At 68.8% G+C, this 13,269-nt stretch carries 13 protein-coding genes and 1 tRNA gene; 12 read left to right on the top strand and 2 right to left on the bottom strand.

Going from position 1 to position 13,269, the window contains the following annotated elements; translation table 11 throughout:
• Positions 1–5 precede the first annotated feature (5 nt).
• The 6 genes from VSH64_RS30655 to VSH64_RS30630 all read left to right on the top strand — a co-directional run bounded on the left by VSH64_RS30655 (position 6) and on the right by VSH64_RS30630 (position 5,457).
• Complete coding sequence (locus VSH64_RS30655) at positions 6–1,007, top strand: ABC transporter ATP-binding protein (RefSeq protein ID WP_326566226.1); 1,002 nt, start codon at positions 6–8, stop codon at positions 1,005–1,007.
• Positions 1,000–1,998, top strand: a complete 999-nt coding sequence (locus VSH64_RS30650) for an ABC transporter ATP-binding protein (RefSeq protein WP_326566225.1) — start codon at positions 1,000–1,002, stop codon at positions 1,996–1,998. The genes VSH64_RS30655 and VSH64_RS30650 overlap by 8 nt, the downstream gene beginning before the upstream one ends.
• 89 nt (positions 1,999–2,087) lie before the next feature.
• Complete coding sequence (locus tag VSH64_RS30645; protein ID WP_326566224.1) at positions 2,088–3,785, top strand: S8 family serine peptidase; 1,698 nt, start codon at positions 2,088–2,090, stop codon at positions 3,783–3,785.
• Between the two features lie 82 nt (positions 3,786–3,867).
• Positions 3,868–4,731: an LLM class flavin-dependent oxidoreductase gene (locus tag VSH64_RS30640; RefSeq protein WP_326566223.1), complete on the top strand. Its 864-nt coding sequence runs from the start codon at positions 3,868–3,870 to the stop codon at positions 4,729–4,731.
• A 135-nt stretch (positions 4,732–4,866) separates the two neighbouring features.
• On the top strand, positions 4,867–5,109 hold the full coding sequence (locus tag VSH64_RS30635; protein WP_326566222.1) for a hypothetical protein: 243 nt from the start codon (positions 4,867–4,869) through the stop codon (positions 5,107–5,109).
• A 57-nt stretch (positions 5,110–5,166) separates the two neighbouring features.
• Entirely contained in the window at positions 5,167–5,457 is a 291-nt protein-coding gene (locus tag VSH64_RS30630; RefSeq protein ID WP_326566221.1) for an SNARE domain-containing protein, read from the top strand.
• Between the two features lie 207 nt (positions 5,458–5,664).
• Here the strand turns inward: VSH64_RS30630 and VSH64_RS30625 are convergent, their stop codons facing one another.
• Positions 5,665–7,149 carry a S10 family peptidase gene (locus VSH64_RS30625; RefSeq protein ID WP_326566220.1) on the bottom strand — a complete coding sequence of 495 codons (1,485 nt, stop codon included), beginning with the start codon at positions 7,147–7,149 and terminating at the stop codon, positions 5,665–5,667.
• Positions 7,150–7,190: 41 nt separating this feature from the next.
• On the opposite strand from VSH64_RS30625, the gene VSH64_RS30620 reads away from it, so the two are divergent.
• The 3 genes from VSH64_RS30620 to VSH64_RS30610 all read left to right on the top strand — a co-directional run bounded on the left by VSH64_RS30620 (position 7,191) and on the right by VSH64_RS30610 (position 9,937).
• The gene (locus VSH64_RS30620; RefSeq protein ID WP_326566219.1) at positions 7,191–7,841 is read left to right on the top strand and encodes an endonuclease V; all 651 of its coding nucleotides are present in this window, start codon (positions 7,191–7,193) and stop codon (positions 7,839–7,841) included.
• Entirely contained in the window at positions 7,841–8,527 is a 687-nt protein-coding gene (locus VSH64_RS30615; protein ID WP_326566218.1) for a uracil-DNA glycosylase, read from the top strand. The genes VSH64_RS30620 and VSH64_RS30615 overlap by 1 nt, the downstream gene beginning before the upstream one ends.
• Before the next feature lie 84 nt (positions 8,528–8,611).
• Positions 8,612–9,937 carry an NAD(P)/FAD-dependent oxidoreductase gene (locus tag VSH64_RS30610; RefSeq protein WP_326566217.1) on the top strand — a complete coding sequence of 442 codons (1,326 nt, stop codon included), beginning with the start codon at positions 8,612–8,614 and terminating at the stop codon, positions 9,935–9,937.
• A gap of 51 nt (positions 9,938–9,988) precedes the next feature.
• Here VSH64_RS30610 and VSH64_RS30605 read toward each other — a convergent pair whose 3' ends face one another.
• Positions 9,989–11,701 (bottom strand): multicopper oxidase family protein, encoded by a 1,713-nt coding sequence (locus tag VSH64_RS30605; protein ID WP_326566215.1) that lies wholly within the window; start codon positions 11,699–11,701, stop codon positions 9,989–9,991.
• A 49-nt stretch (positions 11,702–11,750) separates the two neighbouring features.
• On the opposite strand from VSH64_RS30605, the gene VSH64_RS30600 reads away from it, so the two are divergent.
• From VSH64_RS30600 to VSH64_RS30590, 3 genes are all read left to right on the top strand, one after another.
• Complete coding sequence (locus tag VSH64_RS30600) at positions 11,751–12,359, top strand: TetR/AcrR family transcriptional regulator (protein WP_326566214.1); 609 nt, start codon at positions 11,751–11,753, stop codon at positions 12,357–12,359.
• Positions 12,360–12,390: 31 nt separating this feature from the next.
• A tRNA-Leu gene (locus tag VSH64_RS30595) sits at positions 12,391–12,464 on the top strand.
• A 278-nt stretch (positions 12,465–12,742) separates the two neighbouring features.
• Positions 12,743–13,228, top strand: a complete 486-nt coding sequence (locus tag VSH64_RS30590; RefSeq protein WP_326566213.1) for a DUF4265 domain-containing protein — start codon at positions 12,743–12,745, stop codon at positions 13,226–13,228.
• Positions 13,229–13,269 lie beyond the last annotated feature (41 nt).

The following is a 13,269-nucleotide window of genomic DNA, read 5'->3' as shown; positions in this document are numbered from 1 at the left end:
GACCGATGACCGACACACAGAACGAGCTGCTGCTCGAAGTCGACGACCTGCACGTGGAGTTCCGCACGGCAGACGGCGTTGCCAACGTGCTCAACGGCGTGAGCTATTCCGTGCACGCCGGGGAAACCCTTGCGGTGCTGGGCGAATCCGGCTCCGGCAAGAGCGTGACCGCGCAGACCATCATGGGCATCCTCGACATGCCGCCGGGCGTGATCACGGCCGGGGCGATCCGCTACCGCGGCGAGGACCTGCTCACGGCCACGCCTGAGCGCCGGCGCGAGCTGCGCGGCAGCGAGATCGCGATGATCTTCCAGGACGCGCTCTCGGCGCTGAACCCGGTGTTCACCGTGGGGTTCCAGATCGAGGAACAGCTGCGCGTGCGCCAGGGGATGTCCAAACAGGACGCCCGCAAGCGCGCGATCGAGCTGCTGGACCTGGTGCGCATCCCGGCCGCCGCGCGGCGCGTGAAGGACTATCCGCACCAGTTCTCGGGCGGCATGCGTCAGCGCGCGATGATCGCGATGTCTCTGGCGCTCGACCCGGTGCTGCTGATCGCCGACGAGCCCACCACGGCGCTCGACGTGACCGTGCAGGCCCAGATCATGGACCTGCTGGGCGAGATCCAGCGCGAACGGCAGATGGGGCTCGTGCTGATCACGCACGACCTCGGTGTCGTGGCGGAGGTCGCCGACCGGATCGCCGTGATGTACGCGGGCCGGATCGTGGAGCAGGCCGACGTGCACGAGCTGTTCAAGACGCCAGGGCACCCGTACACGGCGGCGCTGATGGACTCGTTGCCGCGCCTGGACCTCAAGGGCCAGACGCTCGAGACCATCAAGGGGCTGCCGCCGAGCCTGCTCGACATCCCGCCGGGCTGCCCGTTCCACCCGCGGTGCAAGCGGGCGGAGCAGCGCTGCTCGGAGGAACGGCCGCCGTTGCACAGCCTCGGGTTCGGCCGGGTCAGTGCGTGTCACTTCGCCGAAGAGGTGGTGGAAACCCGTGCCTGAGCCGATTCTCAGCGTGCAGAACCTGGTGAAGCACTTCCCGGTGCGCCAGGGCGTGTTGTTCAAGCGGACCGTGGGCCACGTGAAGGCCGTGGACGGCGTGTCGTTCGAGCTGCAGCCGGGCGAGACGCTCGGTGTGGTGGGCGAATCGGGCTGCGGCAAGTCGACGCTCGCGCAGGTGCTGATGCGCCTGGAGGAGCCGACGGCCGGCGCCGCGACGTTCGAGGGCCGCGACATCTTCAAGCTGCGCGGCGGCGAACTGCGGCGGATGCGGCGCGAGATCCAGATCGTGCTGCAGGACCCGTACACGTCGCTGAACCCGCGCATGACGGTGGGCGACATCGTCGGCGAGCCGTTCGAGATCCACACCGAGGTGGCGCCGAAGGGTTCGCGGCCGAAGAAGGTGCAGGAGCTGCTGGAGGTGGTGGGGCTCAACCCCGAGCACATCAACCGCTACCCGCACCAGTTCTCGGGCGGGCAGCGCCAGCGCATCGGCATCGCGCGCGCGTTGGCGCTGCGGCCGAAGGTGATCATCTGCGACGAGCCGGTGTCCGCTTTGGACGTGTCGATCCAGGCGCAGGTGATGAACCTGCTCGGCGACCTGCAGACCGAGTTCGGGCTGTCGTACGTGTTCATCGCCCACGACCTGTCCGTGGTGCGGCACCTGGCCACGCGCGTGGCCGTGATGTACCTCGGCAAGATCGTGGAGATCGGGACCGAGGACGAAATTTACGAACGGCCCTCGCACCCGTACACGCAGGCACTGCTTTCGGCCGTGCCGGTAGCCGACCCGGAGGTGCGCGGACAGCGGCAGATCATCCGGCTCGAGGGTGACCCGCCCAGCCCGCTCGACCCGCCGTCGGGCTGCCGGTTCCGCACGCGGTGCTGGAAGGCGCAGGACATTTGCGCCACGGAGGAGCCTCCGTTGCAGCCACGCACCGACGGTCACCTCTCGGCCTGTCACTTCGCGGAAGTCCGGTCCGTGGTGCCCTGACTTTAGTCGGGTTCCTCCGCTTGGCGATTGCTGCAACGTGTGTCCGGTATGTACGTTGCAGTGTCGGTTTTCGCTCTGGAGGAGGACCAGTGAAAAGACCCAGACTGCTCTTCGCCGTTTTGGCGGTACCCCTGTTCGGCGCGGCGTTCTCCGTTCCGGTCGCGTCGGCGGGGGTGTCCGGCCCGGTCACCGAGTACACGGTGCTGGCCCGGTCGGACGTCGGCGCCGCGGCCGACGCGGTGCGTGCGGCCGGGGGCACGGTCGTGGCCACGAACACCGCCGTCGGCCTGATCACCGCGACGGCGCCGGCCTCGGGGTTCGTCTCGCGGGTCTCGGCTTCCGGTGCCGTGTTCGGCGCGGCCCGCTCGAAGGCGATCGGGTCGTCGCCGCGGGGTGGCAAGAAGGTGAAGCCGAACGTGGTCGAGAAGGAGGGCCGCGGTTCTGCTTCTTCGGCGCGCCGCGGGTCGTCTGGTACGGACCCGTTGGACGACCAGCTCTGGGGCCTGAAGTCGACCCGGTCGGACCTCGCGCGCAAGGTGCAGCCCGGTGACAAGCGCGTGAAGGTGGGCATCATCGACACCGGCGTCGACGCGAGCCACCCGGACATCGCGCCGAACTTCGACCGCGCCGACTCGCGCAACTTCACGCGCGACATCGTGGCGGACGTCAACGGCGCCGTGGTGGACGGCCCGTGCGAGTACCGCGGCTGCGTCGACCCCGTGGACCACGACGACAACGGCCACGGCACCCACGTCGCCGGCACGATCGGCGCGGCGGTGAACGGCTTCGGCGTCTCGGGCGTCGCGCCGGGCGTGTCGCTGGTCAACATCCGCGCCGGCCAGGACTCGGGCTTCTTCTTCCTGCAGCCGACGGTCGACGCGTTGACCTACGCCGGTGACGCCGGCATCGACGTGGTGAACATGAGCTTCTACACCGACCCGTGGCTCTACAACTGCCGCGCCAACCCGGCCGACTCGGCCGAGGAGCAGGCCGAGCAGCGCACGGTCATCGAGGCCACCACGCGGGCCATGAACTACGCGCACCGCAAGGGCGTGACCATGGTCGTGGCGCTCGGCAACGAGCACACCGACCTCGGCGCGCCGGCGCCTGACGCCACCAGCCCGGACTACCCGAGCAGCGCGGCGCACCCGCGCCAGATCAACAACGCCTCCTGCTTCAACCTCCCGACCGAAGGCCCGCACACGATCGGGGTCGGCGCCTTCGGGCCGTCGCAGGCGAAGGCGGATTACTCGAACTACGGCACGGAGCAGATTTCGGTGTCGGCCCCGGGCGGGTACTTCCGGGACGGCTTCGGGACGCCGTGGTTCCAGACCGTGGAGAACGAGATCCTGTCGGCCTATCCGCGCAACGTGGCGGTGGCCGAGGGCAACGTGGACGCGGCCGGCAATGTGACTCCGGCTGGTGTTTCGGCGGGCGTGAAGAAGGCTGTCGCGCGTGACGGCCGGGTCGGGTATTACCAGTGGCTGCAGGGGACTTCGATGGCCACGCCGCACGCGACGGGTGTGGCGGCGTTGATCGTGTCGGAGTACGGGAAGAAGTCGGGGTCGGGCTTCGGGCTCGACCCGGATGCGGTGCAGCGCGTGATCGAGGGGACGGCTTCTCCGGTGGCCTGCCCGGTGCCGCGGACGGTGGATTACCTCAAGGAGGGCCGCGACGCTTCGTTCACGGCCACTTGTGAGGGGACTGCGGCGTTCAACGGGTTCTACGGTCATGGTGCGGTGGACGCTTATGCCGCGGTGACGCGTGGGGCGAAGTTCCTGAAGTGATTTTCGGCTGCCGGCCCCCTTGCCTCCGGGTGAGGGGGCCGGTTGCGCTGCGGGTCTGTCCGGGGCGTCGCACACTGGCGGCATGCGCATCGGCATCGGCATCCCCAACACCATTCCCGGCACTGACGCCCGTCTCCTGCTCGACTGGGCACGTCGGGCGGAGGCGCGCGGTTTCGCTTTTGTGTCCACGATCGGGCGGGTCGCTTATCCGTCGTGGGATTCGTTGACGGCGCTGGCCGGCGTCGCGGGGGCGACCACGGAGATCGGGCTGCTGACGAACGCCGTGCTGGCGCCGACGTATCCCTCCGCGGTGCTGGCCAAGGTCGCCGGGACGGTGGCGGGGCTTTCTGGCGGACGGCTGACGCTCGGTCTCGGCGTGGGAGCGCGGGAGTCGGATTACCTGCCGGTGGGGCTGGATTTCGCTTCGCGGGGCGCGGCGTTCGATCGGCAGTTGGCGTATCTTCGCCGGGCTTGGCAGGGTGTGGCTGTTGAGGCGGGCGACTTTCCGGATGAGATCCGGCCTGTGGTCGGCTCGGTGCCGGAGGTGCCGTTGCTGATCGGCGGCCACAGCAAGCGTGCCGTCCGCCGTACCGTGGAGCACGCCGCCGGCTGGACCGGCGCGGGTGGCGGTCCTTCGCGCGCTGAGCCTACGGTGAAGGAAATCCGGGCGGCGTGGTCTGCTGCTGGTCGGGTTGGGGAGCCACGGTTGTTGGGACTGGCGTATTTCTCGGCGTCTGCAGGTGACCTTGGTGATGCCTATCTGCGGTCGTACTACGCCTACGCGGGTTCTCACGCGGCCACCATTGCGGAGGGTGCGGTCCGCACGCCGGACCGGATCCGGGGGATCGTGCGGGAGTTCGAGTCGGCGGGGTTGACCGAGCTGACATTTACGCCGACTGTTGCGGAGGTGGCGGAGGTGGACCGGTTGGCGGATCTTGTGTTGTGAACGGGTGACAATGGTTCGGTGAGAGTCGAGATCATCGGGATCGCCGCGCCGGGACGCGTGATGCGGTTCAGGTCGTCGCGCGGTGCTGCGTCCGCGGTGTGGAAGGGAACTGCCGTCGCCTCGGGTGAGGTGTTCGTGGAGCTCGAGGTGCCGGATCCGGTCGACTGCGCCGCGGCCGAGCCGGATGGCGCTGCGGTCGTGGAGGGCTCGCGCGGCGAGATTTTCCTGACTGGCACGGTGCTTCGGGTCGATGACGTGATCGAGCTGTGTCTCGGTGACGATGTGCTGCTGCTGGAGTTCGCGGGGCGCGCGCCGGAGTCGGGGCAGGTGGTGCGGGTGTGCGCTGCGGAGATTCAGCTGTATCCGTACGACTTGTGAACGGGTCCCGAGCACAACCGCGGCCGGCATCCTGGCCTCCACGCGCTGGCGTTGCTCGTGAGCGTCTGCGCCAATAATGAAGCGCGCTTCGACCAGGAGCAGCGAGCTCGTGGGCTGCCGACCGCGGCAGAGGTCAGTGCCGAGGACATCACCGCCGCGTTGAACCTGCTGCCGCAGATTCGGCGGGAGCTGGACGAAACCGAGATCCGGCTCATCGAGGGCGGGCTCGATCGCGGCGAGAGTTTCGACACCCTCGGCGCTGCACAAGGGATGAGTCGCCAGGGAATGCGCCAGCGCTACCAGCGGCTTGGTGGGGCGAGGCGGTGGCCGGAGTCGTCGTTGGACTGAGCCGCCGAGAACGCAGGCGGCGAACGATGGGGAGAGAGTGCAGCCGAAGGGGTGAAGTAGAGTGCTCGCCCGGATCGGTGTAAGCCCGGCGGTTCTGGCTCGTGTGGTGAGCGTCGGCCGTTGCCCGCCAATGTGATGCTGCTGCTTTCGCAGCGGCTGAGAAAAGCGTGGGGCACGGCAGAAGTGACCGTGCCCCACCAAAACCGACTAACGGTTCGAAGCCGCCTTCACGAACTTGGCCAGATCCTTCGACTGCTGCACCCGCGTCGGTTCGTGCACGTACATCATGTGCCCCGCCGGGTAGTACGCCGTTTCGATGTTGTCGCGCAGTTCGTCCGGGATCTGCAGGTGCGCGAGCACGTGCTCGGACGCGAAGTACGCCGTGGCACCGTCGTAGTGGCCGAAGGCGACGTGGACCTTCAGGTGCGGGTTGGCGCGCATCGCGGCGCTCACCGAGTCCACGACGGACACGAAGCGGCCCTCGAAGTCCTTGTACGACCACGCCTTGAAGACGTCGCCGGACAGGATCTCGTACGGCAGGTCGTTCTGGTAGCCCAGTTCGGCGCGGATGTAGTGGTTGAAGCCGGCGGAGTAGGCGCCGATGATGCGGGAGATGGAGGCGTCGTCGCTCATGTGCTCGCGGCCGCCGTCGACTTCCCAGGTGGTGAAGCGGCCGTCCATGCGGCCGACGAGGAGGCCGCGGTCGCGCAGGAGCTCGGTGAAGAAGCGGACGTGTTCGATGCGCAGGTTCACGCGGTCCACATAGGACTCCGAGAGGCCCGTCAACGAAGCCAGGGTCGCGACGGTCTCGGCGCGGTCCTGAGTGGACAGCCGGGCGCCGCGGGCCAGGGCCCAGGGCAGTTCCTTCGACGCGAAGTCCTCGGCGTCGGCGAGGACGTCGTCGAGGGGGCGGTCGCCGTGGAAGCCGTGGTAGTGGGCGATGGCGGCGTAGGTGGGCACGTAGAGGGAGTAGGGCAGGTCGTTGCCCTCGTGGAAGCGCAGCGTGCCCATGTCGAGCACCGACGAGATGAGCAGCAGGCCGTTGAGGTACAGGCCGTAGCGGTCCTGCAGGTGCCCGGCGAGCGCCGCGGCGCGCAGCGTGCCGTACGACTCGCCGGCCAGGAACTTCGGCGAGAGCCAGCGCTCGTTGCGCGAGACCCACAGCCGGATGATCTCGGCGACCGACTCGATGTCGCCCTGGAAACCCGTGTAGTCCTTGGACTCGCCGCCCTCGGCGACGCGCGAGTAGCCCGTCTGCACGGGGTCGATGAACACCAGGTCGCTGTGCTGCAGCAGGGTCTCGGTGTTGTCCTCGAGCCCGTACGGCGGCGCCACCAGGTCGTCGACGTCGCCGGACAGCACGCGCCGCGGGCCGAGCAGGCCCATGTGCAGCCAGATGCTGGACGAGCCGGGGCCGCCGTTGAACGCGAAGGTGACCGGGCGCGTGCCCGGCTCGGCGTCGTCGAGCGTGTACGCGGTGAGGAACACCTCGGCCTTGGGTTTGTGGCCCTCCGACTTGCCGTCCTTCACCACCTCCTGGCGCAGCACGACGCGCCCGGCCTGCGCGGTGTAGGCGAGTTTGCGCCGTTTGACCGTGAGGGTGTGGTGTGTGGTCACGAGGTCGTCGACGGGCGCCGGTGGCTGCTCAGCGGTGGCCGGGGTCTCGGGCTTCTCTTCGGTGGTGTCCGACATGGACCCCAACCTATCCAACGCGGCTGTGGAAAGCTGGCGCAATGCGCTGGCCCGCCACGATTCCGGAGGCACTCGAGGTGCAGGCCACGCTGCGCGCCGGCGTGGACCTCACCGACGCCTGCCCGGACCCCGCGACGGTGACCGGCCTCGACGTCGCCTACGACCCGGCCGGCGAGCGCATCGCCGCCGCCGCGGTCACGCTGAGCCTCGACGACCTGCGGATCGTGGACCAAGCCGTGGTCACCGGGGAGGTCACCTTCCCCTACGAGCCTGGCCTGTTCGCCTTCCGCGAGCTCCCGCCGCTGCTCGACGCGATCGCCGCCCTCACCCGGCCGCCCGAGGTGTTCGCCTGCGACGGCCACGGACTCGCCCACCCGCGGCGCTTCGGCCTCGCTTGCCACCTCGGTGTGCTCACCGGAACGCCCGCGTTCGGCGTCGGCAAAACGCGGCTCGTCGGCACGCACGCCGAGCCCGGCCCGGCCGCCGGCGACAGCGCACCGCTGCTCGACGGCGACACCCACGTCGGCGAGGTCCTGCGCACGCGGCCCGGCGTGAAGCCGGTGTACGTGTCCGCGGGCCACCTGATCAGCCTCGACCACGCGACCCGGCTCACACTCGCGCTGAGCCCGCGCTACCGCCTGCCCGAGACCACCCGCGCGGCCGACCACCTCTGTCGCGCGGCGCTCGACTGATGTCCGCGCTCACCGAGCTGGACGACGCCGTGATCCGGTGCCGCGCGTGCCCGCGGCTGGTGGCCTGGCGTGAGCAGGTGGCCGCGACGAAGCGGGCCGCGTACGCCGACGACGAGTACTGGGCCAAGCCCGTGCCCGGCTTCGGCCCGGAGGACGCCGCGCTCGCCGTGGTCGGCCTCGCGCCCTCGGCGCACGGCGGCAACCGCACCGGACGCATGTTCACCGGCGACCCGTCGGGCGACTTCCTGTTCCGCGTGCTGCACGAGGTGGGGCTGGCGTCGCAGCCGACGTCCACGCACCGCGGCGACGGCGTGACCCTGCGCGGCACCCGGCTCGTGTCGCCGGTGCGCTGCGCGCCGCCCGAGAACAAGCCGACGCCGGCCGAGCGCGACACCTGCCGCCACTGGCTCGCCGACGAGCTGCGGCTGCTGGCGCCCACGCTGAAGGCGGTGGTGGTGCTCGGCGCGTTCGGCTGGCAGGCGCTGCTGCCGGTGCTCGCCGACGCCGGCTTGCCGGTGCCTTCGCCGCGGCCCGCGTTCGCGCACGGGACGGTGCTCGAGCTCGGTGACTTACAGCTCCATGGCTGCTACCACGTGTCACCCCGTAATGTCCAGACTGGACGCGTGACTCACGCGATGGTGTGCGAAGTCTTCGCCGCCGCGGCCTCGGCGGCGGGCCTCTTCTGAATCGTTACCGCCTGCATGGCGACGCTGGTCACAGCGGGGTGGGGTACCCGAGCAATACGGCTGAACAGGTGCGACTATGGACGCATGGCTGCTAAGTCGGAACCGACTCGGATCCTGATCCTCGGTGGTGGATACGTCGGCCTGTACACGGCGTACGGGCTCCAGAAGATGCTGCGCGCCAACGAGGCCTCCGTGACCGTCGTTGACCCTCAGCCGCACATGACCTACGCACCGTTCCTGCCCGAAGCGGCGGCCGGCGCGATCGAACCCCGTCACGTGGTGGTGCCCCTGCGCCGCGTGCTCAAGCGTTGCCACGTGCTCACCGCGCGCGTGACGAAGATCGAGAACGAGCGCAAGGCCGTCACGGTCGAGGCCGCCGACGGCCACATCGAGACGCTGAACTACGACGTGCTCGTGGTCGCGCTCGGCGCCGTCGCCCGCATCCTGCCGATCCCGGGCCTGGCGGAGCAGGGCATCGCCTTCAAGACCATCGGCGAGGCCATCTACCTGCGCAACCACATCATGACCAAGCTCGACGAGGCGGCGAGCACGCTCGACCCCGAGCTGCGCAAGCGCCTGCTCACCTTCACGGTGGTCGGCGGCGGCTTCGCCGGCATCGAGGCGCTGGCCGAGCTCGAGGACATGACCCGGTTCGCGGTGGAGAACTACTACCCGAACATCAAGCCGGCGGACATCCGCTGGGTGCTCGTGGAGGCCGCCGGGCGCATCCTGCCTGAGGTGCGCGAGACGCTCGGCGTGTACACCGTGCAGCAGCTGGAGAAGCGCGGCATCGAGGTGTACCTGTCCACTGCGGCGAAGTCGTTCGAAAACGGCCACGTCGTGCTCTCGGACGGCACCGAGTTCGACACCGAGACGCTGATCTGGACGGCCGGTGTGAAGGCCAACCCGGTGCTGGCCGACTCCGACCTGCCGCTCGACAAGCGCGGCCGCGTGGAGGCCACCGCCGCGATGCAGGTCGTCGGGCACCCCGAGGTGTGGACGGCCGGCGACAACGCCGCGATCCCCGACCTCTCGCGCACCGAGCAGGACCCCACGGCCACCTGCCCGCCCAACGCGCAGCACGCTGTGCGCCAGGCGACGCTGCTGTCGAAGAACATCATCAAGGTTCTTCGCGGTGGCCAGCCGAAGGACTACTTCCACAAGAACCTCGGTGCGGTCGCGAGCCTCGGCCTGCACAAGGGTGTGGCGGACGCGCTGAACCTGAAGATCAAGGGCTTCCCGGCCTGGCTCTTCCACCGCGCGTACCACCTCAAGGCGATGCCGACGTGGAACCGCAAGATCCGCATCCTGTTCGACTGGATGCTCGGCGGCCTGTTCCGTCGTGAGGTGATCTCGCTCGGGCAGATCAACAACCCGAAGGAAGAGTTCGCCCGCGTTTCGAAGGGCTGAGTTTTTCTCGAAGGAGCCGGACCGTGGTTGTGCGGTCCGGCTCCTTCGCGTTCACGGGACCAGTCGGTAGCGGGCCATCATGCAGTCGTCCTCGTGGTCGAGGATGTGGCAGTGCCAGACGTAACCCTGCAGGCTCATGTCCATGCCGGCCATGTCGTGGGTCATGCTCGCCGGCAGGAACTTGGCGTCGGGGTCGAAGCCGAGCTCGTCGGCCGTCGGGAAGTGCACGAGGAAACGCGTGACGGAGTTCTGCGGGCAGTTCACGGTGTCCTTCGGCCCTGATTCCCACGGCGCGGGCGGCTTGGGCGGGCCGATGAGGAAAGCGTCGGGTGGGGGCGCCCACTCCGTGTGCATCGGCGGGCGCGGGTTCGCGAGCGCGTAGGCGACCGGGTCGAACATCTGGCGGTTGACCAGGTGCAGGTTCACCAGGTGCAGGTGCACGGGGTGGTCCTCGACGGTGAGGTTCACGACTTCCCACAGCTCCGTGGTGCCCTGGCGCGGCATCGCGATGGGGTCGTCCTCGAAGCACAGGTTGTTGAGCGACATGCCGATCGGCGGCCAGCGCTTGAGCGTGAGGTCCTGCGTGAGCGTGACGACGCGGCGGCGATCGGGCGCCTTCGGCCTTTTCGCGAAGCGCAACCGGGTCGGCAGCGCCTTCTGGTGTCCTTTCGCGCCGGTGCTCGTGAAGCGCACGACGTCGGGCAGCGGCTGCGCGCCGGTGACCAGCGCGATGAGGGCGGCTTCCTGCTGGTCGTTGATCAGGTCGACGTGCTCGCCCTTGTCGAGGTCCGAGAAATCGACCACGAGGTCAGCGCGCTCGCCGGGGGTGAGGCGGATTTCGGTGGTGACGACGGGGGCGTCGAGCAGGCCCGCGTCGTTGCCGATCACGTGGAAGGGCCGGCGGTCGCGGAAGAACAGGTGGTAGGCGCGGAAGTTCGACGCGTTGAGCACGCGGAACCGGTACTGGCCGCGGGCGACGTTCGCGTACGGCGAGACCTTGCCGTTCACGGTCAGCCGGTCGCCGATCTGGCCGCCGTCCCAGTGACCCTGCGGCACGAGGGTGAGGGTGCGGTAGTTGAGCGAGCCGTCGGCGTGGAAGCGGCGGTCGGCGAGGATCAGCGGCAGTTCGAACTCGCCGCTGGGCAGGTGCCACGCGTTGGTGCGGTCGCCGGTGTCGCCGTCGTCGCGCAGGAGGTACGTGCCGGCGAGTCCCGCGTGGACGTTCAGGCGCGTGAGGCCCATGCCGTGGTCGTGGTACCAGAGACCGGCGGCGGGCTGGCGGTTTTCGTGGCGGTAGGTGCGGCTCTGGCCCGGGAGGAACACGTCCATCGGGTGGCCGTCCATGTCGGGCGGTGTGACGGCGCCGTGCAGGTGCACCGACGTGTGCGGCCTGGTGCGGCTTTCTTCCGACGCGCCGTCGAGGGTGGGGTCGACGTCGGCGGCGAAGAGGTGCTTGCCGAGCTTGTTGTCGAAGGTCAGTTTTAGTGGTTCGTTCGTGTGCGCCTCGATCGTTGGGCCGAGGTACTCGGCGCCGCCGTAGGACCAGGTGGGCGCGGGGGCGAGGTCGCGGTGGAAGCGGTGCGTGGACTCGGCCATGGCGAGGCGGTGGTCGCCGCGGATCGTCTGCGGGACCGGCAGCTCGTCGACGTAGGGCCGCAGGTCGGGCGAGGGAAACGTCCGCAGGTCGACCTGCGTGACGGACGCCGCGGGCACTGCCACGGCGGCCGCTTTGAACAGCTGACGACGGGAGAAGCCTTCTGCCATGGGGGTTCCTGTCCAAGTGATAGTGAGCTATCAGTTGGTAGTGTAAGGCATGTCCCCCCAGCCGCTGCGCGCCGACGCCGCCCGCAACGCCCGCCGCATCATCGACGCGGCCCACGAGGTCTTCACCGCCGGCGGCGTCGCCGCCTCCATGGACGACATCGCCACGGCGGCCGGCGTCGGCGTCGCCACGCTCTACCGACGGTTCCCGCACAAACAGGACCTGGTGCGCGCCGTGCTCGAGGCACGCTTCGACGAGGTGCTCGCGCCCGCTCTGGCGCGGGCGGCTTCTGCGCCGCCGCGTGACGGCGTTTACCAGGCGCTTTCGGCCGCGGTGGCCTTGGCGGTCGCCGAACGCCCCCTGTTCACGGCGGCGGGTGACCTTGGCGCGTTGACGATGGATCTGGCTCGGCGGTTCTTCTCTCCGGTGGCTGCCTCGGTGGCTGCCGGGCAGGCCACCGGGGTCTTCCGCGCGGACCTGGTGGCGGACGACGTGCCGCGGCTGGTGCTGATGCTGGTGGGCACGTTGCCGTCGTTCCCGCCCTCCGTGCCGGACGGGTGGCGGCGGTATCTGGATCTGGTGATGGACGCGTTGTCCCCGGTCGGTGCGTCGGAGCTGGCTCCGCCGTCCGCTGTGGCGGATCACACGCCGCGCATCTGACGGCTCGGCGCGGTCCCGCTAAGGTGTCCGTGCCCCCGTAGCCCAATCGGCAGAGGCAGTCGACTTAAAATCGACCCAGTGCGGGTTCGAACCCCGTCGGGGGCACTTACGGCGTCTACGCAAGCCGAGAGGCTGCTTGAGCTGCGGGTTTCCGCCGTGGTGTGGATTCGGCGAGTCGGGTCGTTGTCGTCGATCGGGCGAGGTGGAGCGTCGATGAACGGGGCGACGGACGGTCCGATCAGTCGGCGCCGTTAGGGGCCGGGGTGTGCTGGTCAGTAGGCGCCTTGGTGTGCGGTTGTCGTGACGGCTGTGGTGGTTGTCGGCCGCCTAGGCTGCGTGGGACTTGCAGTCACCTTCGAGCCGGCTTTGACGTGGAGTGTCGCATGAAGTTCATCGTTCATGAGAGTCCGGTTGGTCGAGGGGACAGCGACTGCATTGCACGGGCTGATCTCGCGCCGTTCGGTTTTGAGGGGGAGGTGGAGCAGTTATGGCTCAAGAGGCTCGAAGATGGGTTGTTTGAGGTGTGCTGCATTCCTTTTCGGGTTTATGGTATTTCTCTTGGTGATATTGTCGCTCTTTCCCCGGATGGAACCACGGTTGCCCGAGTGGTCGGCAAGTCTGGGAGGAGGGTATTGCGGGTTTTCCTACTGGAAACTCCGGGCTTTTCAAGTGTGGCGAGGGAGTTTGAAGCTGAGATTTCGCGGCTCGGCCTGTTGAGGGAGTGGAGTGGTGATCGGCATGCTGCAGTCGACGTTCCCATTGGCGTCGAGGTAGCTGGTATTATCGGTCTCCTTGAGCGAGAAGAGGCTGCGTCTCGGGTTTTTTGGGAATGGGCTGATGCTGCTTCGTTCGTGGCAAGTGAGGCGTAAGCGAGATCAAGTTCCCCAGTTGCGTTCGATTTTTGTGGGCT

This window comes from Amycolatopsis rhabdoformis (assembly GCF_035918295.1).
GTDB classification, from domain to species: domain Bacteria; phylum Actinomycetota; class Actinomycetes; order Mycobacteriales; family Pseudonocardiaceae; genus Amycolatopsis; species Amycolatopsis rhabdoformis.
This window is presented reverse-complemented; position numbering and strand designations above follow the sequence as displayed.

Excerpts from the sequence above, each read along its gene's own strand:
- VSH64_RS30655 (WP_326566226.1), top strand. The coding sequence starts at position 6 with ATGACCGACACACAGAACGAGCTGCTGCTCGAAGTCGACGACCTGCAC.
- VSH64_RS30640 (WP_326566223.1), top strand. The coding sequence starts at position 3,868 with ATGCGCATCGGCATCGGCATCCCCAACACCATTCCCGGCACTGACGCC.
- VSH64_RS30625 (WP_326566220.1), bottom strand. The coding sequence starts at position 7,149 with ATGTCGGACACCACCGAAGAGAAGCCCGAGACCCCGGCCACCGCTGAG.
- VSH64_RS30620 (WP_326566219.1), top strand. The coding sequence starts at position 7,191 with ATGCGCTGGCCCGCCACGATTCCGGAGGCACTCGAGGTGCAGGCCACG.
- VSH64_RS30615 (WP_326566218.1), top strand. The coding sequence starts at position 7,841 with ATGTCCGCGCTCACCGAGCTGGACGACGCCGTGATCCGGTGCCGCGCG.
- VSH64_RS30610 (WP_326566217.1), top strand. The coding sequence starts at position 8,612 with ATGGCTGCTAAGTCGGAACCGACTCGGATCCTGATCCTCGGTGGTGGA.
- VSH64_RS30605 (WP_326566215.1), bottom strand. The coding sequence starts at position 11,701 with ATGGCAGAAGGCTTCTCCCGTCGTCAGCTGTTCAAAGCGGCCGCCGTG.
- VSH64_RS30600 (WP_326566214.1), top strand. The coding sequence starts at position 11,751 with ATGTCCCCCCAGCCGCTGCGCGCCGACGCCGCCCGCAACGCCCGCCGC.
- VSH64_RS30590 (WP_326566213.1), top strand. The coding sequence starts at position 12,743 with ATGAAGTTCATCGTTCATGAGAGTCCGGTTGGTCGAGGGGACAGCGAC.